This window comes from Streptomyces sp. NBC_01116 (assembly GCF_041435495.1).
Lineage (GTDB): Bacteria > Actinomycetota > Actinomycetes > Streptomycetales > Streptomycetaceae > Streptomyces.
The window spans coordinates 194,547-216,415 of the sequence record NZ_CP108644.1; the positions used below are offsets into that span (position 1 = coordinate 194,547).

Below are 21,869 nucleotides of genomic sequence, written 5' to 3' on the forward strand. Positions count from 1 at the left end.
CCACGCTGTCCCGCCTGCGGCAACAGCAGTTGTCCGGGAGCAGACCCAGCACACCGCGATGGAGAGAGCCCTATGCCGCCCTTACCGAGCAAGCGCACCACCTGGCACTCACTGCTGAATCCGCTGACCAGACGCAACCGCAGCGCTCCGGCGGCCGAAGCCGCACCGGCCATCGGGCCGTGCCCCGCAGTGGCTCTGTACGCCGTGGTGCCGCTACAGGAAGTCGCGCACCTGACCCTCGACGACCTTGCTGCGTACGCCCAGGACCGGGGCTGGATCGTGCCGACCGGGTGTGCCGTCGCCGACACCGGGGCACTCACCCAGGACCTCGATGGCCGCAGGGGGTGGAACCGGGTGCGGGCGCTGGCAACCGGCACGCTCATCCAAGGGGTGGTGGTCCCCTCTCTCACGCATATCGCCTACCGTGCGGCCGACTCGGACCGCGAGCAAGCCTGGCTGCTGAAGCACCGATTGTTCGTCGTCGCCACCAACCCCATCGAACTGGACCTGAGGGCATGATGAGGAGCAGTGGCGTGCGTACGCTCTCCGGGCGGGCACTGCAGCCGAACCGTCCGTGCTCGGCACGGTCTGGAGGCCGACACGAGCAGCTGGGCAAGAGCCCGCGGGACGGCACTGTCACGGAAAGCGAAACGCGCGGCGGCCGGGTTGCCACGGTGTCGGCGCGGGCGCGACGGTCTGCGCGGTCTCGGGCCCGCATCGGAGGACAGCGCTCCTGTGTGGCCGGTGGCCAGGTGCCGGAGTCCGCCTCCTGCGACGGGACAGTATGCACCCCGACTCGTGGGCTGGGCGGGCGACGCGGCCACCGTGAGGACCCGACGGACAGCCGCCCCGGCAGGTCAAGGCCCACCTGCTGGCCCGGCCGGTCCTTCCACGGGAGTGTCAGGTTGGTCGGGCGGCTTCCAGAGCGCTGACCACCGCCCGACCCTCTACCGTTCTCGGGACCCGCAGCCACCAGCCGACAGCCCTCACCCACCACCGAGCGCGAGCAGGGCATAGCGGCCATGCTCGCGATATTCCCTGCTCGCGCTACGCCCTGCTGTGGTGAGGCGAGTCGGCTCGTGTCGGGGACCTGGACGTCTCGGTCATCAGATGGAGAAGGGTGGCTGGCCCAGAAACTCCTGGGTGGATCGGCCGGACCTAAAAAGGTTCGGTGTCTGGTATAAGGCGATCACGTCGGTGACCCTGCGGTGCAGGGTCGAGTACGAGCCTTCGAATGCACCGTTCTTTGACTGCGAGAGAAGGCCCGACGTGCAAGACCCAGGTGCGCCTACGGCTTCTTCCGGCCTCCGACAGGCCGACAGCTCGCCGGGCGGGGATAGCCCACCCTCCGCCCGGCCCGCCGCCCGGGCAGGAAGTCCAGCCAGTCGGTCCAAGCATGGCCGATGTCGGGAAACGCCGGCCGGAACGAGTAGGGGACCCTCCATTGCCACCAACCGCACGGCCGGGCCGACACTCCCCGCCGGCGACGGAGCCTTCTGCGGATTCCCGGCCGCTCCCGCCGAACGGCCAACCCGTGCTGCACAGGACGGGTTGGCCGTTCGGAGAGACTGGTGAAGAGCGTTGCGCACCGTGCTGTGCCGCAGTGGTGGGCACGCCGCCCGTACAGGCGGGTTCGCTCAGTCGTACGAATGGAACGTGCACAGGGCGCCGGGGACACTGACAACCGGTTCCGGCCCCTGTGAAAATCCGGTTGGAGCAGTCAGCCGTGCAAGGCCTGCACATGCTCCTACCGGATCGTCCGCCCGGAATGCCTGAGGGTCCGGTGCCGTGGTCAGTGCTCGGTGAGCATGTTCTCGCGGAGCCGGGTGAGCAGGCGGTTCAGGAGCCGGGAGACGTGCATCTGGGACAGGCCGAGACGTTCACCGATCTGGGCCTGGGTCATTTCCTGCCCGAAGCGCATGGCCACGATCTCGCGGTCCCGGTCGCCGAGGTCCTCCAGGAGCGGGGCCAGGGCGTGGAGGTCCTCGAACAGTTCCATGGCGGGGTCGAGATCACCCTTGATGTCTCCGTAGGTGACGGTCTCGGAGCTGTGCTGGTCGGCGCCGACGGGCAGGTCCAGGGAGCCGGCGGTGTAGCCGTTGGAGGCAATGAGGCCCTCAACGACCTCGTCCTCGCCGAGGTTTAGGTGTGCGGCGAGTTCGGTGACCGTGGGGTCGCGGTCGAGGCGGCCGGAGAGCTCTTCCTTCGCCTTGGCCAGGGTGACCCTGAGTTCCTGGAGTCGACGGGGCACGTGGACGGCCCAGGTGGAATCGCGGAAGAACCGCTTGATCTCGCCCACGATGTAGGGGATCGCGAAGGAGGTGAACTCGACCTCGCGGCTCAGCTCGAACCGGTCGATCGCCTTGATCAGACCGATCGTCCCGACCTGGACGATGTCCTCCATCTCACCGCTGCCACGGTTGCGGAACCGCTTCGCCGCGAAATGCACCAACGACAGGTTCATCTCGATCAACGTGTTCCGCGCGTACTGATACTCGTGCGTGCCCTCCTCCAGAAACTGCAACTGCTCGAAGAACAGAGCCCCCAGGGCTCGCGCATCCTTCGGAGCCACCTTCTGAGGATCGTCGATCTGCGGGAGGCTCGCCGGGACAGCAGCACCGGCGGCACGAGTAGCGGTAGCGGTGGCGACCGCTGTTCCCGTGGGTATCGACATGACACTGCCCTCTCCGTAGATACCGTCAGCCCCCGTGCACGGGCGCGCGTACCCTGCCGACGGGACATCACACGTACGAGAGCGACCGCTCTGGTCTCAGAGCCTGATGGGAGTCCCTGGTCGTAGGGCTTCGGAGTCGTGATGCCGGCGGTATGGGCTCGGGTGGGATGGTGCGGCGGTCTTGCCCGGAGTGTGGAGTACGGCAGCGGAGTTCTGTTCGGGTAGGTGCAGGTCAGGACGGTGGCGAGCCGTGCAGCATGCCCGTCGGCGGGTGACGGAGATTCCAGCGGGGCCAAAGAGCACACTGTCCGGTGTGCGGTCGTGGGTGGACGGTCGGGGTCGAACTGCGTAGATCAGCGGTGTTCTGCTCCTCGCGGTGCCGGACGCGGGCCTGGCGGTCGAAGGCGTCACCGGAGTCCGTCACGGTGCCGCTATAACCGAACGCCGCACGTGAACCGCCTGCCACAGCCCTTTCGCAGAGGGGTACGACGGGTTGACGACGCGCCCCGCAGCGTTGAGCCGGCCACCACCGGTGGCCGGCCCGGTCCGGGGCAGGAGGGCGGTGACGTCATGTCGGATCGGGTCGGGAGCGTCTCACGGACGCGTTACGAAGATCTCGTCGCGGAAGCACGCGAGCTGATCGCTCAGGTCACGAAGGCGCAGTTCGCACTGGGCGATAAGGCCCTGCTCATCGAACCGATGCGACCGGGGGAGGATCAGTGCCCAGGGAGACGGACGACCTGTTCACAGTCGAGGAGTCGTACAACTCCTCTGGAGACTGCGGGTCATGCAACCGCAGATCGCGCAGGTATGGGTCGATTCCGCCTACGGCGGCCAGCACATCAACTGGTCCGGCAGCTTCCTCAACATGACCCTCAAAACGGTGTCCCGCCCCCCGCGGACCGAAAGGCTTCGTCATCCTGCCCCGGCGCTGGAAAGTCGAACGGGCCCTGGGCTGGATCATGAAAGCCCGGCGCAACGTCCGCGAATACGAACGCCTTCCGCAACCCTCGGAAGCCCATCTTGCCTGGACACTCATCACCCTCATGATCCGCAGAATCACCCGCGGAAGTCATCAGGCACGATGGACGAAAGGGCTATGCCTCTCGACCCGCATCCGCTACTCGTCTTCTCGGCTGCTACACCAGCAGGTCGGGCCGGGAGTTGAGAGAACGAACCAGCACCTAAAATGCCGGACTATGATCGATCCAGGACTCTCGCAGAAAACCGTTCTCGTCACCGGCGGTGCAGCCAACATCGGTGCAGCCATCTCGCGAGCTTTCGCCGAACAAGGCGCACGCGTCGTAGTCCACTACGCACCCGGCGAGACAGCCTGGGGACATCACGGACGCGCGGCCACCGATCCCCTTGCCTTCGTCTCCTCACTCCCTGACGCGATCGGCATTTCAGAGGATTTCCTTACACCCGGAGCCGCAGCCAAGCTGATGGACACGGTGGAGAATCAAATCGGCCCCGTGGACGTACTGATCAACAATGCCGCGCTGGCCAACGACGCCGATACCTTCAGCGCCATCGACGACACCGCCATAGAGCAGACCCTCCGCGTCAACACTCTGGCCCCCGCCCTGCTCATCGCGGAACTGTCCAGGCGCCTACCAGAGCACGCTCCGGCCAACTCTGCCAACGTCGTCAACATCTCTACCGACGCAGCCCGAGGCTTCCCCAACCAGGTTTCCTATGGGATGTCGAAAGCAGCCCTCGAATCCCTGACCAGGGGCGCGGCAGTCGACCTCGGGCCTCGAATCCGGGTTAATGCCGTCGCCCCCGGACCGATCCAGACTGGCTGGATGGACGACGAACTCGTCAACAAGGTTGTCCCCAGCATTCCCATGAACCGAGTGGGACATCCGACCGACATCGCGGACGCCTGCGTTTTTCTCGCCTCACGTCAGGCACGGTGGATCACCGGTCAAATCATCCAGGTAGCAGGCGGGCACTGGCTCTAAGACCGCGTTTGAGATCTGTCGTGTCCCGGTGCGGGAGGGGGCGTTGAGCCTTGCGTGAGTGACTCTGGGGGTGGGTACCCGTCGGATCTGACGGAGGAGCAGTGGGAGCTGGTCGAATCGTTGCTGCCGGCGGCGAGGGTCGGGCCGAAGGGCGGGCGGAGGGAGAAGCACCCACGCCGGCGGATCGTGGACGCGATCTTCTATGTGGTGCAGACCGGGTGCGCTTGGCGCCAGCTGCCGAAGGACTTCCCGCCCTGGCCCACTGTGTACTGGTACTTCACCTGGTGGCACGACGATGGCACCGTCGAGCGGGTCCACGACACGTTGCGCGGCCGGGTCCGTGAGACTGATGGCCGTACCGCGGAGCCGAGCGCCGGGCTGATCGACTCACAATCCGTACGCACGGCCGATACGGTCCCGGCGGGCACTCGGGGCTTCGACGCGGGTAAGAAAGTGAAGGGTCGCAAGCGGTTCATTGTCACGGACACCCTGGGCCTGCTGCTGGCGGTTCACGTAGTCGCGGCGAACATCCAGGACCGCGACGGCGCGAAGCGTTCGTTGCTGTGGACACGCCTGGACCATCCGGGCGTGCAGAGGATCTGGGCGGACCAAGGCTTCGCCGGCCGCCTCGTGGAGTGGTCACGCACGATCCTCGGCCGCGAGCTGGAGATCGTGCGCAAGGCCCCGGACCAGCGCGGATTCCAGGTCCAGCCCAAGAGATGGGCGATCGAGCGCACCTTCTCATGGCTCACTGCCCACCGCCGCCTCGCACGTGACTACGAGACCAGCCCGGCCCGCTCAGAGACCATGATCCGCTGGGCAATGATCGGCATCATGGTCCGCCGACTCACCCGTGGCGGACCGGCGACGCGTCCCAGCGCGCGCTCGCTCCTGCGAAACGTTACGTAAAAATGCGCCGACCGTCCCTTCGAGGGGGAACCTCCTTCGTCGGTGCTCTATGGATCCAGGAAGCGCTCAACCTTCTGCTGCAGGTCAGTGTCCAGGCCAGTCAACTTCGAGACCATCCCGCGAAGCTCTCTGCCGAGTTCGGGGAACTCGACCCAGACCGATGGGTTCCTGGTGAGGACTGCAGACAGCAGATCACCTTCGTACATGTGCCCCTCTGCCATCGGGTTCTCCCGCAGTACCTCCACTGCCAGTGGCAGGAGGTAGGGCAGGCCGATGTCCTGCCCGATCAACAAGCGCCTGTCCTCGACGGTCAGCTCGCCGATCGGCCGACGCCGCAAGGCGTGTGCGGTAGAGACAAGACGGGTGTCGTCGGCTGTCGGGGCTGGCCAGCGGTCGCGTTCAAGCTCTTCAAGCGAGCGGTCACGATTCAAGGGGTGCGTCACCGGTCGATTGTCCTACGAGCAGATCTCAAACGCGGTCTAAGACAACTCCTCACGCGATGGGCAGCACGAGGCCAAAGGAATCCAGACAGGCAATCAGGGCGAACTGGCCCCCACGTACCTCTGTCCGGTCTTCCAGGCTCATGTGCCGCGGCCTGTGCACGGCCGTCCAGGTTGGATCATCAAGGACCTGTTCGCCGCAGAGAACCGGGACCCGTACTTCTTCTTCGGCCGATGCGCACAATGAGGACGGTGGCATTGGCCGCATCCGGGTCGGTTCGCCGCAGGCCCGCCCCGAACGACGTGGGCTTCAGGACGCACATCCGTGTCCTTGCGGCGTACGGCCCACGCCCAGGTCGACCTGGATCTGGACGTACATGTCGAAGGGTTCACCGTTCGGGGTGTCCTGTGCCCACACCTTCAGGGTGGTGATGCGAAGCCGCGACGAGTACCCCCCGCTGCCGGCCCCATGGACCCGTGACCACCCGGGACTACCCCAGCGGCACGCAAAGTGACGATCGCTCCGTGGAGCGGTGTGCAGCCCTTGTGGCCGGCACGAGGAAACAGCCTGCACCGAGTCCTCGGCCTCCCCGCCAGCTGGGGCAGATCCCCCGCACGGGGGGTCTGCATCCACGGTGGTGGAGGTGCGGTGGTATCGAAGCGGTCATGGGCCTTCTGCGCGGCGAGGAGGGCGCGTGCGCAGGCGCCGTGGTCGCCGAGACGGGCGTGGCCAATGGCGAGCCGGGAGTGAGGCAGCGCCGCGATACGGGGGTCCTGGCGGGCGTGGCGGGTCTGAAGGGCGGGGCGGTTGATGGTCGGGGCTTCGCGGTGGCGGCCTCCGGCGCGGGCCTGGAGGGACAGGTCGGCCCAGGCGCGGGCCTTGGCGTGTCCGTCCTTCGCAAGGATTCCGGTACGCCCCCTCCCTCCACCAGCGCACCACAGGCCGTATCGGATCCCTCACCGGACTCGTCTGCCGAGCCGCCATCTTCGACGGCACGAGCGCTTCACCAAGCCCCCTTCGACGCGGTACGACTCGACCACCCTTGCCGAAACCCACCACCGCCCCCGCACCCGCGCCCGCTAAGCCCACCCACCAGACAGGCAACAGGACCTGACCAGCACAAACACCAATCGGTCCTTTACGCGCCAGAACTACCTACAACACACCCAGCCCCACTCGACGCACAGCACATAGCGCCAGATCAGAAGCCCCCATCTGGTTGCCCAGACCGCCGATTTCACCTCTCAGCGAACCAGCAACACCACAGGCCAACCCCCTCGTCGTACACCAACGAACCCCCCTCCCAGTGTTACCGCCCGCAGCCCGCGTCGCGACGGTTCCATGTGCGGTGAGGTGGGGCAGGGTAGCGTCCGAAAGGGTGCCGGTCTGGCGCGCCGCCGCCGGGCTGGGAGGGCGCTTCCGCCTTAGGGATTGCAGATCATCAAGGTGTTGCTTCCCGATCTGGGACTCGTTGGTCTGGTATGCGCATCCCGGACGAGACCCTTAACCAACTCTCCGCCAAGTTCGCGGTGTTGTTCCCGCATCTGGACGAGCGGCAGCGACGGCTGCTGATGGGAACCGAGGCCCGGTTGCTGGGGCATGGTGGCATCCGCGCTGTCGCCTGGGCGGCCCAGGTCAGCGAGACGACGGTCCGCAATGGTGTGTTCGAGCTGGAATCCGGAGAGGAGCCGTTGGGGCGGGTCCGGCGTCCCGGCGGAGGACGCAAACGGGTTGCCGATCTGGATCCGGGGCTGCGGCCGGCACTACTGGCCCTGGTCGAGCCCGACGAGAGAGGCGACCCGATGTCGCCGCTGCGGTGGACGGTGAAATCGACCCGTACGCTCGCGGCGGAGCTGGCCCGGGCCGGGCACCGGATCAGCGCCGATACCGTGGGCGACCTGCTGCGGGAGGAAGGCTTCAGCCTTCAGGCCAACGCGAAGACGCTCGAGGGCAGTCAGCATCCGGACCGGGACGCCCAGTTCCGCTACCTCAACGAGCAGGCCCGCAACTACCGGGACGCCGGCCAGCCGGTCATCAGCGTGGACACCAAGAAGAAGGAGCTCGTCGGCGACTTCAAGAACAGCGGCCGCCAGTGGCGTCCCGTCGGCGAGCCTGTCCCGGTCAGCGTCCATGATTTCGCCGATCCGCAGCTGGGCAAGGCCGTCCCCTACGGGATCTACGATCTGACCGCGAACACCGGCTGGGTCAACGTCGGCACCGATCACGACACCGCCGCGTTCGCAGTGGCATCGATCCGCCGCTGGTGGCACGGCCAGGGCCAGGCTGCCTACTCGCGAGCGACACGGCTCCTGATCACCGCCGACGCCGGCGGATCCAACGGATACCGCACCCGGGCATGGAAGCTCAAGCTGGCTCAACTCGCCGCTGAAACCGGGCTGACGATCACCGTGTGCCACCTACCACCGGGCACATCGAAGTGGAACAAGATCGAGCACCGGCTCTTCTCGCACATCACCATGAACTGGAGCGGCCGCCCGCTGACCAGCCACGAAGTCATCGTTCAGCCGATCGCCGCGACCACCACCCGCACCGGACTGCGCGTGAGGGCCGAACTCGACACCAACACCTACCCGACCGGAGTCCGCATCAAAGACGCGGAGATGGCCGCCCTGCCACTGACCCGGCACGCGTTCCAGGGCGCCTGGAACTATGCACTGCACCCTCAGCCATCACCTGTGATCCCGGCGGCCCGGGCCCCGCAGACGCCGGATCCGGAGTGGAACCAGGCCTTGCTCTCTGATCCCGCACTGACCGGGATGACCCTCCAACAACTGAACGACCTCACCGAGACCCTGGCCCCGGACGGGGATATCCGGCGCGGCCGCCCGCCCCGGATGGCCTTCCCCGACCAGGTCCTGGCCACCGTGCTCCACCTACGGGCCGCCCTGGCCGCGGAACCCCTCGCCGTGCTGTTCGGTACGAGCCGCACCGCGATGCACCGCACCCTCTTGAAGAACCGGCGACTGCTCGATGCACACGGCATCACCATCCCACCGGCGACAACCCCACCAACGGCCCTCGCCGCCCTTCAGGCCCGGGCCCAGGCACAGACCAGCGAGGACAACAAGATCAAGACGACGTGTTAATGATCTGCAAGCCCTAAGGGCTGTCCCGTAATCACTGGTGGATCAGCGTGCGGCGTCGGATGCGGTGCATCGCAAGGCGGAGGGACGTCCGCATACTGGATGTATGAGGACGTTCCGACAACGCGGCGAGACGCCGTAGCTGACGTCGCGCACCCGCCAGGGATGACGGGACAGCCCTTAGGTGTCGTTCCACAGCCGCGGGCCGCCCCGATCGCGCAGGCGGCGCAGGAAGGACAGAACGCCTGCGCTTCCGGTCGCCCAGCCCGGTCCTGATGCTGCAAGGGTGTTGTCGGGGAACAGCGGCTTCCGCATGGTGCCACCACTGCGGGCCATAATCAGTCCTGCCACGTCCTCGGCGGCTCGGTGCAACCGTTCGTCGCCGGTGGCAGCCGCAGCGTCGATGAGCAGTTCACCGACGCCGGACAGTCCGCAGCACTGGGAGACAGGGCTCATCCGGGGCGCGAGATCACGGCACGCCCAGGCGCACTGTACGCCCAGATCCGTTGTGGGCGGGTCCCCCTCATACCTGCCCGTCTCGATCAGGAGGGCGCCGATCCCGGCGAGTCCGCGACACCAGGATCCGTAGCGCCGGTGGGCTTCGGGACGGGCCGCCAGTGCCAGCAACCTCGGTGCGTGCGAGATCAGTTCGGCCAGATCCTCGCGTGCGGCCGCACCGGCAGCCGGATGGCCGGTGAAGCGGTGGTAGGCGTGCAGGAAGTGGATCACACCCGCACGGCCGTGCGCGAAACCCAACGTGAACGCCGCCTCGGAGTCCGCCGCCGAGCTCTGCGGTTCGGCGCGCTCCCTCACGGCCCGTGCGGCCAGCAGTCCATGGACGCACTCTTCCGCTGCGGCCAGTCGCGCGCGAGCCTCTTCTTCGCGCCCCGCCGTCCGGGCGCGCTGGGCCAGCGTCAGCAGTCCGGTCCCGACGCCGGCCGCGCCGCTGATCTGGTCACCGGTGTCGTCGTAGGAGGGCACGCTGTGCGGGGTGGCAGATGCCGGTGCGCCGTTCAGCTTGGTGGCGAAGTCGAGGAAGAGGTCGACTCCGGTACGGCCTGTGTGGAGCGCGGCGGTCAATGTCGCCAGCGCGGGGTGGTGTGCGGTCCGGTGGGCAAGGCCGGCCACAGCCTGGGGCACGCCGGGCTGTTGCGTGTGGTGCAGGAGTTCCAGGCCCACGCCTGCGGATCCGTCGTAGAGCGTCAGGCCGAAGCCTTGCTGCCCAGCTCGCGACGCTGGTCCTGTCGGGAGTTGGGCGGCGGCGCTCACACAGGTCGCCACGGTGTGCGCGATCAGGTCTTCCAGCATGCCTGGAGTGACCCTCGGGGGTGGAGTCCCGCGCTCAGAAGCCAAGGGAGAGGTCTGCGCACGGCCCCGTCGCACACAGGCTGCGCGCTGTACCGGGTCGGGGTGCATGAGCCCGGCGATGAGTTCGCGTACCGGCCGGTGCGCGGCACCCGGGAGTACGGCGGCCAGACATGCGAGAGTGCGGTCGCGGTTGACCTCGTCGTCGCGGTCGACGACGACAGGGTCCATGCCGGTCAGAGCGAAGTGGAGGGTCGCTCCGAGCGCGTACAGGTCGTCGGCGGGTCCGGACGGCCGCCCGGCGCGGTACACCGGCATCGAGTAGCCCGGTGTCGCACCGGAAGGCCGGTCGCCGTGCAGTGCGCTGACGCCGAAGTCCACGAGGTGCGCGGCACCGTCGTCGCCGAGCACTATGTTGGAGGGTTTGAGATCGCCGACCACGACGCCTCGGGCGTGCACGCTGTCGAGTACGGCGAGCAGACGGCGTGCCAGCTCGGCGACTCCGCGGCCGGTCGCGATCCCGCCGGCCGTGCCTGAGCCCGCAGGCACGGCCGCGGCAACGGGCTGGAAAGGGCCGTGGGCGAGTACGTCACGGCGCAGGTCGCGGGGACCGCAGTCGGTGGTGACCAAGTACTCGTCGTCCCCGTGCCGGATGCGTTCGCGAACCCGGGGAACGCCGTCGACGCCGGTCAGCGCCGCGAGGACCGTGTGCTCGTGGCGCAGGCGGTCGCGGGCATCGACACCGTTGGCGTCCACACCGGCGTGGGCCCTGGCCTGTTTGACGATCAGATGCTCGCCGGTCGCGCTGTCCACCGCGCGGTAGACGTCGCCGTGGGCAGAGCGGGTGATGCCCTTGGTGAGGCAGTATCGACCGCCGATCAGACGGGTGGGGCGGCCGGTGGGCGGATCGGCAGGCCGGAACGGGTCGGCGGCCCACGGCGGCTGACGGTAGCGGGTACCGGCGCGCCCGGGGAAACGCACTCCGTCAGGACCGGTCATGGCGAGCGCGGCATCGTCGACACCCGTGGCCCTGAACGGGCCGTAGCGGTAGTAGACGGGAGCGTCGGGCCGGATGCGCCGGTCACTGAGCACTCGGGGGCCCGGCCGCCCGGACAGCAGATCGGCGAGTTCACCGCCGAGTGCCGTCACATCCTCAGCACGCGGATAGACGGTGATCGCCTTCCCGACGAGCGCCGGATCCCGATCACCGCTGTTCATGACGCCCAGCACCTCGGCGTCACGGGCGAACTTGGCGTCGCAGAGGTAACGCAGCAGCACGGGAACAACCAGATCCACGAGTGGCGACAGGTCATCCGGGCGGGCGGAGACATGCAGCTTCCAGCCGTGATCCGGGAGCTCGCCCCCGAGAGGGCGCGGGGCGAACAGGCAGAGCCACTGACCGTCCATGACGAGACGCCGGTCGCGGTCGGCGAGCAGCGTCTCGATCCGCTGCCCGATACCGCGGTCGCCGCCGGGCTCGACAGCACCATGTGACGAGACCGTGCGCACGTCGGCCCCGGCCGGGGCCGACGTGCGCTGTCCTCGCCTAGTCGCAGCCAACGCGGGTAGTCGCCGTCGGGAACGGCTCAGGCAGACACGCCTCGATACCGCGGCCGGGGTCGGACTGGTCCTCGAACGGGATCTCTTCTTCCTCCACGGCCACGTCGAGTGGGCCGGCGTCGCGGATCTGCACTGCCAGGGAGCTCATGACGGTCCTTTCCTCTGCGAAGAAGGAAGGTGGGCATGCCAGTCGGCGAGTGCCGAACCCCCACCACGACCCATCAGCGTAGAACTGGGCCGACACTTCCGACTCCGCCATTTGGGTGACACTCGCCGTTGCCGCGGCGATCCTCTTCTCCAGTTCCTCGGCCCGCGCACTGAGGGCGCTCATGTTCACGGTTGGTATCCGGGGTATCGGCATGCGCCGTCCCGGCGGCACTGACCCCAGGAACCCCTGCTGGCCTGATCCGCTACACCCCACCCAGAACGATCACTACCGACCCGCACAACCGCTGATACCAGCCGAAGAACCATGTGCGGCGCAGCGCAAGCAGCTGGCCGCGCCCGGTGTGGGGCGGGCGGCGGCGGACCGATGTGGGGCGGGTGAGCGGCTCATGATCCGGAACCCAGCAGCGCCCCGGCGGGCTGGTCAGAGTGCCATCGGGCGGCCGGGGCAGTGGTGGTCAGGCTGGGCCGAAGAAGTGGCTGCCCGGGGCTGTCCGGGTCGTTGTGCAGGAAGTGCTGGCAAATCGTCCGGAGGAACTCCGGGCGGGAGACCATGTCGTCGGCGCCGTCGGTGTCCAGTCTCCTGAACGCCTGCAGGCCGTCGGCCTCCTCAAGGCCCCACGCGTCAGTCAGGAAACGGATGCACTCCTCCTGGCCGATCTCGTTGTCGCCGACGACATCGATCACGTCGAAAGCACGTGCCCGAGCCCGTCGGCCACGTTCAGCCGGCTCGTGTCGGTCCTCGCCAGACGAGCCGCGGCGACGTACTCGTCCCTGCCTCACCGGTCCCCCTGCACGTCCGCGCTCACGACCGGCGATCTTCTTTCCCGCGTCGATGCCTTGTCCACTGTGCGGCACGTGGGCTCCGGGAGGACGGTCAGTGCTCTCTTCTGTGGGCCCGGCCCATCGTGGCAGCGAGGCCGGACCGGCCCGGAATACGGCGACCGCGCCCAGTTGCTCGGGCATCGAGCGCGGCGAGTCCGCCCGGTGGTGCGCAACCGGTGAAGACGTGTGAGGGCGCGCGACAGTCCCGCGGCGGTCCTGCGATTCTGTTCGCTGACAGATCGTCGGCTCCTGAAGGGCATCACCACCATGCGCATGAACCGTCCCATCACCATCGTCCTGACCGCCGCGCTCGGTTGCGCCGGTGCCCTCGCCGCAGGCCCCGCGGCCGGCGCTTCCGCCCCAGTGGGATGCCAGTACAAAGTCGTGTGGCCGACCGCTGGTGTGTACGAAAACCCGAACCCGAACAGCGTGGTCGTCAAGACCAAGCACGCCGGTGACATAGTCGGCGCCTCGACCTGCGAGGGTGCCGGCTACAACGAGTACGGCTACGTTCTTGTCACCACCGACGCGGCAGCCGACGGCCGGGGCTGGATGCGCGAAGAGGCCGTGGTTCAGATCTGACGCACCCGCACGGCTCCGGGCCGAGACCCCTTGCCTCGGAGCGGCCCGTCGCAGCTGGGTGCGGTCATCGTGGAGGGCGGCGGGGTGTCCGGACTTACCCGCGCCGAGGAACGGGCGGCAGCTGGGTGCCGCAACAACGATGCCTGCCGGTCCCGCCCTCCGAGCTGATCCGCCACGACGGGGCCAAGGGACCCGCCTCTCACCGCCCACGGTCGTGCCGGGGAGCGAGGGCAGTCTGCTGCCGGTGAGCGGGCACGGCGGGGGCGGGCTGCTTCGACGGTGCTGCCTCGGCGCGGCAGCGGGGGCATCGTGTTCTACTCGCCGGGGCTGGGCAGGTGAGGTCTCGCTGTTCCAGTTCCCATGAGGCGAGGGCGGCTGTTCGTGCGTTGGTGCTGGGCTTCTGTGGGAGCGGGCGAGTGGCTGCAAGGAACTCCAGGGTGTCATCGCGGGCCAGGGACAGCAGTGCGGTGTTGCCCGGCGGGCGCAGCCGGATGACGATGCGCTGGGTGTCGCCGGGTCCTTCGGGCCCGGGCCAGACGATGGCATCGCCCAGACAGATGCCGGTGTGCAGTCCGTCGACCCGGAGCTCGCGTACGAAGATCCACTCCAGCTCCGCTTCCGCTGCCGCGTAAGGACAGCCGTGACCGCGTAGGGGTCATTCGTGCGGTGCACGAGTTGAGTCGGGGTGCGGTCGCCGTGGTCGTCTTCGGCGTCGGCTACGGACGTGGCGCACTGGTCCGCAGGACCGTAGGACAGCGGCCCCACGCGCTCGGCGGCGGATGCCCGTGGATGTCGATCGTGGTCTTGACCGATCGGTGGCCCAGCCGACGTGACAGCTCGCCGATCGGGACGTCTTGGGCCAAGGCGATCGAGGCGAGGAAGTAACCCAGGCTGTCGTGCATGTGTGCCGTCTCACCGTCCAGGCCGGCCGACCGACCGGCACGCCTCTTCTGAAGTGGCAACCGTGGATGGACGCGGTGGGCATCGTGCTCCTGCCGTGGGAATGCGGGGAGAACAAGGCTTCAAGCCTGCGCCGCTTGCTTCTCTGCCTGAGAAAGATCACGGGCGCCCGGCTTCCACGTCGACAGGACAAGGCCGGGGCCTAAGGGCTGTCCCGCAATCCCGCGCCCCCGCCCCCCGTTCCACTTGCGCGACACAGCGATATCCAGGCCGAAAGGAAACCGAGAGCGGACCGAGAGCGCATCACGAGGGGCGCCGCGCACTGTACGAGGTGCAGGCACCGAGCCCGAGAAGGAACCGTGATGCGGGAACGCAGACTGAACCTGGCCGTACTCATCGGCAGCACCCGCGCCGGCCGCTTCGGCCCCGTCCCCGCCCAGTGGATCGCCGCCGAGGCGGCCAAGCGCGACGACTTCGACGTCGATGTGATCGACCTGGCCCAAGTGTGGCTGCCCGACGTGCTGCCAGAGAGCCTCGACCGCCCGCTGCCGCAGGCCGTGATCGACCTCGCCTCCTGGTTGGACGGGGCGGACGCGTTCGTGATCGTCACACCGGAGTACAACCACAGCTTCCCCGCCTCCCTGAAGAACGCCATCGACTGGTACGTCGACGCGTGGAAGGCGAAGCCGGTCGCCTTCGTCTCCTACGGCGGCATGGCCGGCGGGCTGCGCGCGGTGGCCGACCTGCGGGGCGTCTTCCCCGGGCTGCACAGCGTCACCGTCCGGGACTCCGTCTGCTTCCCGAACTACCAGGAGCACTTCGACGCCGAGGGCCGGCCCGTGGACCCCGAGGGCTGTGCAACGGCGGCCACGACCATGTTCGACCAACTCGCCTGGTGGGGCTACGTCCTGAGCGACGCCCGCGCCCGGCAGCCGTATCCGGGCTAGGGCCTGTCCGGTCCTGGTCCGCCGGACGCACCCGGGCCCTCGCGGCCGTGCACGTAAGCAACCAGGCCTGATCACGTTCCAGGCAAGAAAGGAAAGCCATGTCATCGAATGCCCCCGAGGCCCCGGTCCGGAAGGCCGGGACGCGGGAATGGGTGGGACTGGCGGCGCTGGCCCTGCCCACCCTGCTGATCTCCCTCGACCAGAGCGTGCTGTACCTGGCCCTGCCCCACCTCGCCGAGGGTCTGAACCCCACCGGTACCCAGACCCTGTGGATCATGGACATCTACGGCTTCCTGATCGCCGGCTTCCTGATCACCATGGGCACGCTGGGCGACCGGATCGGCCGCCGCAAGCTGCTGCTGATCGGTGCGACGGCCGTCGGCATCACCTCGGTCGCCGCCGCCTACTCCACCAGCGCGGAAGGGCTGATCGCCACCCGCGCCCTGCTCGGCATCGCCGCCGCCACCCTGATGCCGTCCACTCTCGCCCTCATCAGCAACATGTTCGAGGACCCGTACCAGCGTGGCCGCGCCATCGCGGTGTGGGCCAGCTGCTTCATGGGCGGCACCGCGCTCGGGCCGGTCGTCGGCGGCGCGATGCTGGAGTACTTCTGGTGGGGCTCGGTGTTCCTCATCGGGGTGCCCGTCATGGTGGTGCTGCTGATCGTCGCCCCCTTCGTCCTGCCGGAGTACAAGAATCCCGACGCGGGCAGGATCGACCTGCTCAGCGTCCTGCTGTCGCTGGTGTCGATCCTGGCGATCATCTACGGGCTGAAGGAACTCGCGCGTTACGGCTTCGCCCTGGTGCCGGTCATCTCGATCGTCCTCGGCCTGACGGTCGGCGCGGTGTTCCTGTCGCGTCAGGGCAAGCTCGACGATCCGCTGCTCGACCTGAAGCTCTTCAAGATCGGCGCGTTCACCGCCGCACTGCTGATCCTCATGGTCTCCATGCTGGGCACCGGCGGCGGCTACCTGTTCATCACCGGGTTCGTCCAGATGGTGGAGGGCTATTCGCCGCTGGAGGCGGGCCTGTGGATGGTGCCCGCGGCCATCGCATCGATCCTCGCGGCGCAGTTGGCGCCGATCTTCGCCAAGCAGCACCCTCTCAGCACCGTCATCGGGGTGAGCCTGCTGATCGGCATGATCGGCTACGTGCTCCTCATCTTCGTCGGCCCGGTCGGCGGGATGCCCCTGCTGATCACCGGCTTCGTGATCACTTTCATCGGCGTCGGCACCTTCGGGGCGCTCGGCACCAACCTGGTCGTCGGGTCGGTCCCGCCGGAGCGGGGCGGCTCCGCGGCGGCGCTCTCCTCCATCAGCGGTGACCTGGGCACCGCACTCGGCATCGCCACGCTCGGCAGCCTGGGCACCGCCGTCTACCGCAGCTCGCTCGACGCGCCCGACGGCACACCGCCCGGCGCGGCCGACTCCGCCGAGGGAAGCATGGAGGGCGCGCTCAAGGCCGCTCGCGAACTGCCGTCCGATGCCGCCGACAGCCTGCTGGCCGCCGCATCGGACGCCTACGCCAGCGGGCTGAACGCGATCGGCGTCGCCTGCGCCGTCGTCACCGCGATCAGCGCGACCTTCGCGTTCACGCTGCTGCGCAAGAGCCGCGGGGCCGTCCCGTCCGGCGACGCTACGAAGGAGCAGGAGGAGGCCGGGGAATCGCTCCCGACCACCTGAGCCCCTCCGGCGGGAACAGGGAACCAGAGGGCTCCGGCCCGGGACCCCATGGTCCGGGCCGGAGCCCTCCCGTACATGCACGCGGTCCGCCGCCTCCTCGCCAGCGGCACCTCGGCGGCGCCGGGCGTCGGCGCTCACGGGCCGGTCCCGGCCGCCCGCCGAACCGGTATCGCCCTGTTGTTCGTGGCCCGCCGCACTGAGTTAGCGTGATCACATGCAATTCGGGGTTCTCGGTTCGTTGGCGGTGTGGACGGGGGACGGACGACCGGTCCGGATCCCGGAGCTCAAAGTCCGCGCCCTGCTGGCCTGCCTTCTGGCCCACCAGGGACGAGCGGTCTCCGCGGACAGGCTGATCGACTGCCTATGGACCACCCGGCCGTCCAACCCGGCAGGCGTGCTCCAGAACAAGGTGTGGCAGCTGCGGCGGGCGCTCGAGGACGCCGAGCCGGGCGGCCGGGACCTCGTGGTGTCCCACTCGCCGGGATACCAGCTGCGGGCGGGCGCCGACGCGGTGGACGCGGACCGGTTCCGCGACCTGATGACACGGTCGCGGGCGACCGAGGACTTCCGGGTGCGCGCCGCCCTGCTGGCGGACGCGCTGGCGCTGTGGCGGGGGCCCGCCTTCGCCGATTTCGCGGACGAGGAGTTCACCCGGTCGGCGCGGGACCGGCTGGAGGAGGAGCGGCTGACCGCGCTGGAGGAGCAGGCCGAGGCCCGGCTGAACCTCGGTGAGAACGCGCTGGTGGCCGACGAACTCGGTGATGTGGTGGACCTGCACCCCCTCAGGGAACGGCTGCGCGCCGCTCATGTGCGGGCGCTCTACCGTGCGGGTCGGCAGAGTGCGGCCCTCAGCAGCTACGCCGACCTGCGTGAACACCTGGCCGAAACCCTGGGTCTGGACCCCAGCCCCGAGCTGGCAGCCCTGCACCGGTCGATTCTCACCCAGGATGCGGCGCTGACGGCCGCCCCCGACAGTGCCGCGGCCGGCCCGCCGACGAACCTGCCGACCGCCCTCACCGGCCTGATCGGCAGGGCCGAGGCGCTCGGCGAGCTACGGGAGCTGCTGGGCGCGAACAGGCTGGTCACGCTCATCGGTCCGGGCGGGGTGGGCAAGACGCAGCTGGCGCTCTCGACCGCCGCGCAGGTCGGGGCCGAGTTCCCCGGTGGCGTACGGCTGGTCGAGTTCGGTGCGCTCGAACCCTCCCCGTCGAGTGCCGACCGGGGGAAGGGTGCCGCAGTCACGCAGGTCGCGGTGCACGAGTTGCTCGGGTCGGTTCTCCGGGTCCGGGACGACACGGCCTCGGGGCCGGGGTCCGGGGGCGCGGCGCTCTCGATGACCATCCGTGCCGCCCAGGCGCTGGGCGAGCGGCCGGCCCTGCTGGTGTTCGACAACTGCGAGCATGTGGTCGGCCCGGTCGCCGAGCTGACCGACCAACTCCTCAAGGCCGCGCCCGCCTTGAGGATCATGGCCACCAGCCAGATACCCCTGGGCATCACCGGCGAATACCTCCAGGAGGTGCCGCCGCTGCGAGGGCCCGAGCCCGCGGCGGAGCTCGACCCCGAGTCCGTACGCCGGTACAGCGCGGTGGAGCTGTTCGTGGCGCGGGCGACCGCGGCGGCCCCGAATTTCGTACTCACCGCGAGCAACGTCGAGGCGGTCGTCTCGATCTGCCGGCGCCTCGACGGCATTCCGCTGGCCCTGGAGATGGCCGCCACCCGGGTGCGGGCGCTGGGGGTACGCGAGCTGGCGGCGCGCCTGGACGACCGGTTCCGCCTGCTCGCGGTGGGCGCGCGCAGCGCTCCGGCGCGGCAGCGCACCTTGAGGGCCGTGATCGACTGGAGTTGGGAGCTGCTCGGCGACCAGGAGCGGGTGGCGCTCGGGCGGCTGGCCGTACACGCCGACGGCTGCACCCTCGACGCCGCCGAGGAGATCTGCGCGGCGGACGACCTGGACCGTACGGAGGTGCTCGACGTCGTCGCCCGGCTGGTGGACTGGTCGCTGGTCGTCATGACCGTCGGGACGGACGGACCCCGGTACCAACTGCTCGAATCGGTCACCGCATACTGCGTCGAACGCCTCGTGGAAAAGGGCGAGTTCGAGGACCTCCGGCGCAGGCACTGCGACTACTACACCGGTCTCGCCGAGCGCGCCGAGCCGCATCTGCGGGGCCACGGCCAGCGACAGTGGCTGCGTCGCCTGGACGCCGAGACCGCGAATCTGCGGACCGCGTTCGACTACGCGGCTCAGCTCGGCGACGCCGACTGCGCGCTGCGTCTCGCCAACGCCCTCAGCTGGTACTGGTACCTGCGCGGCCGGAGCAACGAGGCGAAGCGGTCCCTGACCGTGGCGCTGTCCCTCGGTGGGGCGGCGCCGACCGCGGTGGCCAAGGCCACGGCCCTGCTGGGGGGCTTCGAGCTGGTGCTCGGCGGCGTCGCCGACCCGGTGGCGGAGTACCGCACGGCGCTGCGGCCGTACGAGGAGCTGGACGATCCGGGCGGGCGGGCGCGGGCCGAGTGGTTCCTCGGGTCCAGCCTCTACGGGATCGGCGACGTGGGGCCGAGCGAGGAGCTGGTCCACCGGGCGCTGGCCACCTTCCGGTCGCTCGGCGACCGCTGGGGTATGGCGGCGGCCCTGGGCAGCAGGACCTTCCACGCGCATCAGCGGGGCGACCTCAACGCGTTGCGGCGGGACGGCGAGCAGAGCCTCGCGCTCTTCCGTGAGCTGGGCGACCAGTGGGGGCAGCTCCAGGCATCGGTGCCGCTCGGAACGCTGGCCGAGACCGTGGGCGACTACCAGCGGGCCGGACGGTTGTACCGGGAGGGCCTGCGGATGGCGGAGGACCTGGGGCTCTGGCCGCAGGCGTCCTTCCAGCTCTCGGGCCTCGGCCGGGTCGCGCTGTTGACCGGGGACCTGTCTCGGGCCGAGGAGTTCCATGAGCGCGCGGCACGGCTCGCCGCCGGGCAGTCGGACGGCTTCGGGGAGCAGTACGCCGAGATCGGCCTCGCTCTCGGGGCGCGCCGGGCGGGAGACCTCGACGCGGCCGAGCGGCATCTGACCCGGGTACTCGACCTGCACCGCCAGATGGGTTACGAGCCGGCCAGGCCCTCGGTGATCCTGGCCGAGCTGGGCTTCGTCGCGGAGGCCCGGGGCGACGCCCCGGCCGCCCTGGCCCTGCAACTGGACGCCCACGCCGCCGCCCGCGACACCGGGAACCCGCGGGCGGTGGCGCTGGCGATGGAGGGCCTGGCCGGGGCCCGGTCGCTGGCCGGTCACTTCGAGCACGCGGCCCGCCTGCTCGGGGCGGCCACGGCGGCCAGGCAGTCGGTCCAGGCACCCCTGCGGGGCGGCGAGCGCTTCGACGTGGACCGCATCACCACCCGGGTCAGGGACGCGCTGGGCGAGGCCGGCTACCAGGCCGAGTTCGAGCGGGGCAGCGCACCGGCCCCGGAGAAGCATCCGACGGACCCTCCCGGGCTCCCGCCTCACGCTGCGCGGATACGGGAGCACCCGCCGACGACTGGTCAGCGAACGCCCTGGTGACGGTGCGAACCGCCCCGGTCAGCTCGTCCGGGATCCCCGGAACGTGTTGCTCTCGCTCTGCGCCAGGCGGGGTACGAGAACAGATCACCGCGAGGGTCAGCACTCGAAGACTCCGGAGCAGCGCCCGAGCCGCGCAACCATCCACCACAGCACCGCTTTCCCGGACGCTCCCGCCAGGACTGACCCTCTTCAACGGTCCACCGGGGTCCCGTCGAGTGTCTCGCGCAGCAGAACCGCCTCCTGGTCGAGGTGGTGGAGCAGCGCCTGGAGGGCGGGGGTGCGTGTCCGGTGTGCTGCTTCGGTGGTGCCCACCGTACGGCCCACCGAGGGGAGTTCGACCGGGAGCGCGGCGAGGTGCTCGTCCTCGCGCAGGACCAGTTCGGGCAGGAGCGCCACCATGTCGGTCTGGAGCAGCAGCGCCCGCATGGTGAGGATGGAGGTGCACTCGACGCGGTCCGCGGGCGGTGTGAGGCCCCGGTCGACGAAGACGGCGCCGAGTTCCTGGCGCAGGGCGGTCTGCTCGACGGGCAGGATCCAGGGGAATCCGAGGGTGTCCGCGAGTGTGAGGACCACGGCGTCGAGGAGCGGGTGGCCCGAGCGGACGGCGAGCCTGATCGGCTCCCGGTAGAGCTTCCGTTGGCGCAGCCCGTCCCCTTCCGTGGGGGTCGATCCCACTCGTCCCACGATGACGTCCAGTTCACCTGCCAGCAGTGCCGGGTGGAGGACGTCCGGGGTCCCCTCCCGTACGACGACGGTGAGCCGGGGTCGTTCCCGTTTGAGCCCTGCGACCGCCCGGGGCAGGAGCACATTGGCTCCGGCCAGCAAGGTGCCCACGGTCACGGTGCCGTCCAGTCCCTGACGGAGTCCGGTGAGGTGGTCCCCGGCCCGGCGGATCTCGGCGACCACGGCGCGGGCGTGTTCCGTCAGGGCTTCGCCGTAGACGGTGGGCCGCATCCCGCGCGGTACACGGACGAAGAGCGGCAGGTCCGCGATGACCTCCAGTTCGTGGAGGGTGCGGGTCGCGGCCGGCTGGGTGAGGTGCAGCGATTCCGCGGCCCGTACGACGCTCCCGTGCTCGTACACGGCGATGAGCAGGATCAGGTGCCGGAACTTCAACCGGCCGTCCAGGAGGTCCATCGCAGCGGGCTCCTTCCGGGTACGGAGGGCGGTTCCACCGTGCCATACCAGGATTGTTATAGCTGACGCGCCGATTGGCATTGGATCGGCATAGCTGGGCGGGTGCACTATACCGGCACACCCGGGGGCA

Annotated in this window: 16 protein-coding genes; 9 read left to right on the plus strand and 7 right to left on the minus strand. The window is 69.3% G+C overall.

Annotated elements, in window-relative coordinates; all coding sequences use genetic code 11:
* Positions 1–72 precede the first annotated feature (72 nt).
* Complete coding sequence (locus OG245_RS00830) at positions 73–519, plus strand: hypothetical protein (RefSeq protein ID WP_371621599.1); 447 nt, start codon at positions 73–75, stop codon at positions 517–519.
* A gap of 1,273 nt (positions 520–1,792) precedes the next feature.
* On the opposite strand, the gene OG245_RS00835 is transcribed toward OG245_RS00830, so the two are convergent.
* Positions 1,793–2,674 carry a SigB/SigF/SigG family RNA polymerase sigma factor gene (locus OG245_RS00835; RefSeq protein WP_371621600.1) on the minus strand — a complete coding sequence of 294 codons (882 nt, stop codon included), beginning with the start codon at positions 2,672–2,674 and terminating at the stop codon, positions 1,793–1,795.
* A gap of 1,199 nt (positions 2,675–3,873) precedes the next feature.
* Here OG245_RS00835 and OG245_RS00840 point away from each other — a divergent pair.
* Positions 3,874–4,641 carry an SDR family NAD(P)-dependent oxidoreductase gene (locus tag OG245_RS00840; protein WP_371621601.1) on the plus strand — a complete coding sequence of 256 codons (768 nt, stop codon included), beginning with the start codon at positions 3,874–3,876 and terminating at the stop codon, positions 4,639–4,641.
* Between the two features lie 54 nt (positions 4,642–4,695).
* Entirely contained in the window at positions 4,696–5,550 is an 855-nt protein-coding gene (locus tag OG245_RS00845; RefSeq protein WP_371621602.1) for an IS5 family transposase, read from the plus strand.
* Between the two features lie 47 nt (positions 5,551–5,597).
* Here the strand turns inward: OG245_RS00845 and OG245_RS00850 are convergent, their stop codons facing one another.
* Entirely contained in the window at positions 5,598–5,993 is a 396-nt protein-coding gene (locus tag OG245_RS00850) for a contact-dependent growth inhibition system immunity protein (protein WP_371621603.1), read from the minus strand.
* Between the two features lie 1,479 nt (positions 5,994–7,472).
* Between OG245_RS00850 and OG245_RS00855 the strand changes: the two genes are divergently transcribed.
* The gene (locus OG245_RS00855) at positions 7,473–9,098 is read left to right on the plus strand and encodes an ISAzo13 family transposase (protein WP_371621604.1); all 1,626 of its coding nucleotides are present in this window, start codon (positions 7,473–7,475) and stop codon (positions 9,096–9,098) included.
* Positions 9,099–9,275: 177 nt separating this feature from the next.
* Here the strand turns inward: OG245_RS00855 and lanL are convergent, their stop codons facing one another.
* Positions 9,276–11,807 (minus strand): class IV lanthionine synthetase LanL, encoded by a 2,532-nt coding sequence (gene lanL, locus OG245_RS00860; protein ID WP_371627767.1) that lies wholly within the window; start codon positions 11,805–11,807, stop codon positions 9,276–9,278.
* Between lanL and OG245_RS00865 the strand changes: the two genes are divergently transcribed.
* On the plus strand, positions 11,730–11,894 hold the full coding sequence (locus tag OG245_RS00865) for a hypothetical protein (RefSeq protein ID WP_371628099.1): 165 nt from the start codon (positions 11,730–11,732) through the stop codon (positions 11,892–11,894). The genes lanL and OG245_RS00865 overlap by 78 nt on opposite strands.
* A 52-nt stretch (positions 11,895–11,946) precedes the next feature.
* Here the strand turns inward: OG245_RS00865 and OG245_RS00870 are convergent, their stop codons facing one another.
* Positions 11,947–12,291, minus strand: coding sequence for an SflA family class IV lanthipeptide (locus OG245_RS00870; RefSeq protein WP_371621605.1), 345 nt, complete (start codon positions 12,289–12,291; stop codon positions 11,947–11,949).
* 221 nt (positions 12,292–12,512) lie between these two features.
* Positions 12,513–12,812: a hypothetical protein gene (locus tag OG245_RS00875; protein WP_371621606.1), complete on the minus strand. Its 300-nt coding sequence runs from the start codon at positions 12,810–12,812 to the stop codon at positions 12,513–12,515.
* Positions 12,813–13,223: 411 nt separating this feature from the next.
* On the opposite strand from OG245_RS00875, the gene OG245_RS00880 reads away from it, so the two are divergent.
* Entirely contained in the window at positions 13,224–13,532 is a 309-nt protein-coding gene (locus OG245_RS00880; RefSeq protein ID WP_371621607.1) for a glycosyltransferase, read from the plus strand.
* A gap of 199 nt (positions 13,533–13,731) precedes the next feature.
* Here the strand turns inward: OG245_RS00880 and OG245_RS00885 are convergent, their stop codons facing one another.
* The gene (locus tag OG245_RS00885) at positions 13,732–14,142 is read right to left on the minus strand and encodes an SsgA family sporulation/cell division regulator (protein WP_371627768.1); all 411 of its coding nucleotides are present in this window, start codon (positions 14,140–14,142) and stop codon (positions 13,732–13,734) included.
* 652 nt (positions 14,143–14,794) lie between these two features.
* Here OG245_RS00885 and OG245_RS00890 point away from each other — a divergent pair.
* The 3 genes from OG245_RS00890 (at position 14,795) to OG245_RS00900 (ending at position 20,602) form a co-directional block, all read left to right on the plus strand.
* A complete protein-coding gene (locus tag OG245_RS00890) occupies positions 14,795–15,379 on the plus strand; it encodes an NADPH-dependent FMN reductase (RefSeq protein WP_371621608.1) in 585 nt (194 codons plus the stop codon).
* 98 nt (positions 15,380–15,477) lie between these two features.
* Positions 15,478–17,061, plus strand: coding sequence for an MFS transporter (locus OG245_RS00895; protein ID WP_371621609.1), 1,584 nt, complete (start codon positions 15,478–15,480; stop codon positions 17,059–17,061).
* Between the two features lie 214 nt (positions 17,062–17,275).
* On the plus strand, positions 17,276–20,602 hold the full coding sequence (locus OG245_RS00900; RefSeq protein ID WP_371621610.1) for a BTAD domain-containing putative transcriptional regulator: 3,327 nt from the start codon (positions 17,276–17,278) through the stop codon (positions 20,600–20,602).
* A gap of 189 nt (positions 20,603–20,791) precedes the next feature.
* Here the strand turns inward: OG245_RS00900 and OG245_RS00905 are convergent, their stop codons facing one another.
* On the minus strand, positions 20,792–21,739 hold the full coding sequence (locus OG245_RS00905) for a LysR substrate-binding domain-containing protein (RefSeq protein ID WP_371621611.1): 948 nt from the start codon (positions 21,737–21,739) through the stop codon (positions 20,792–20,794).
* Positions 21,740–21,869 lie beyond the last annotated feature (130 nt).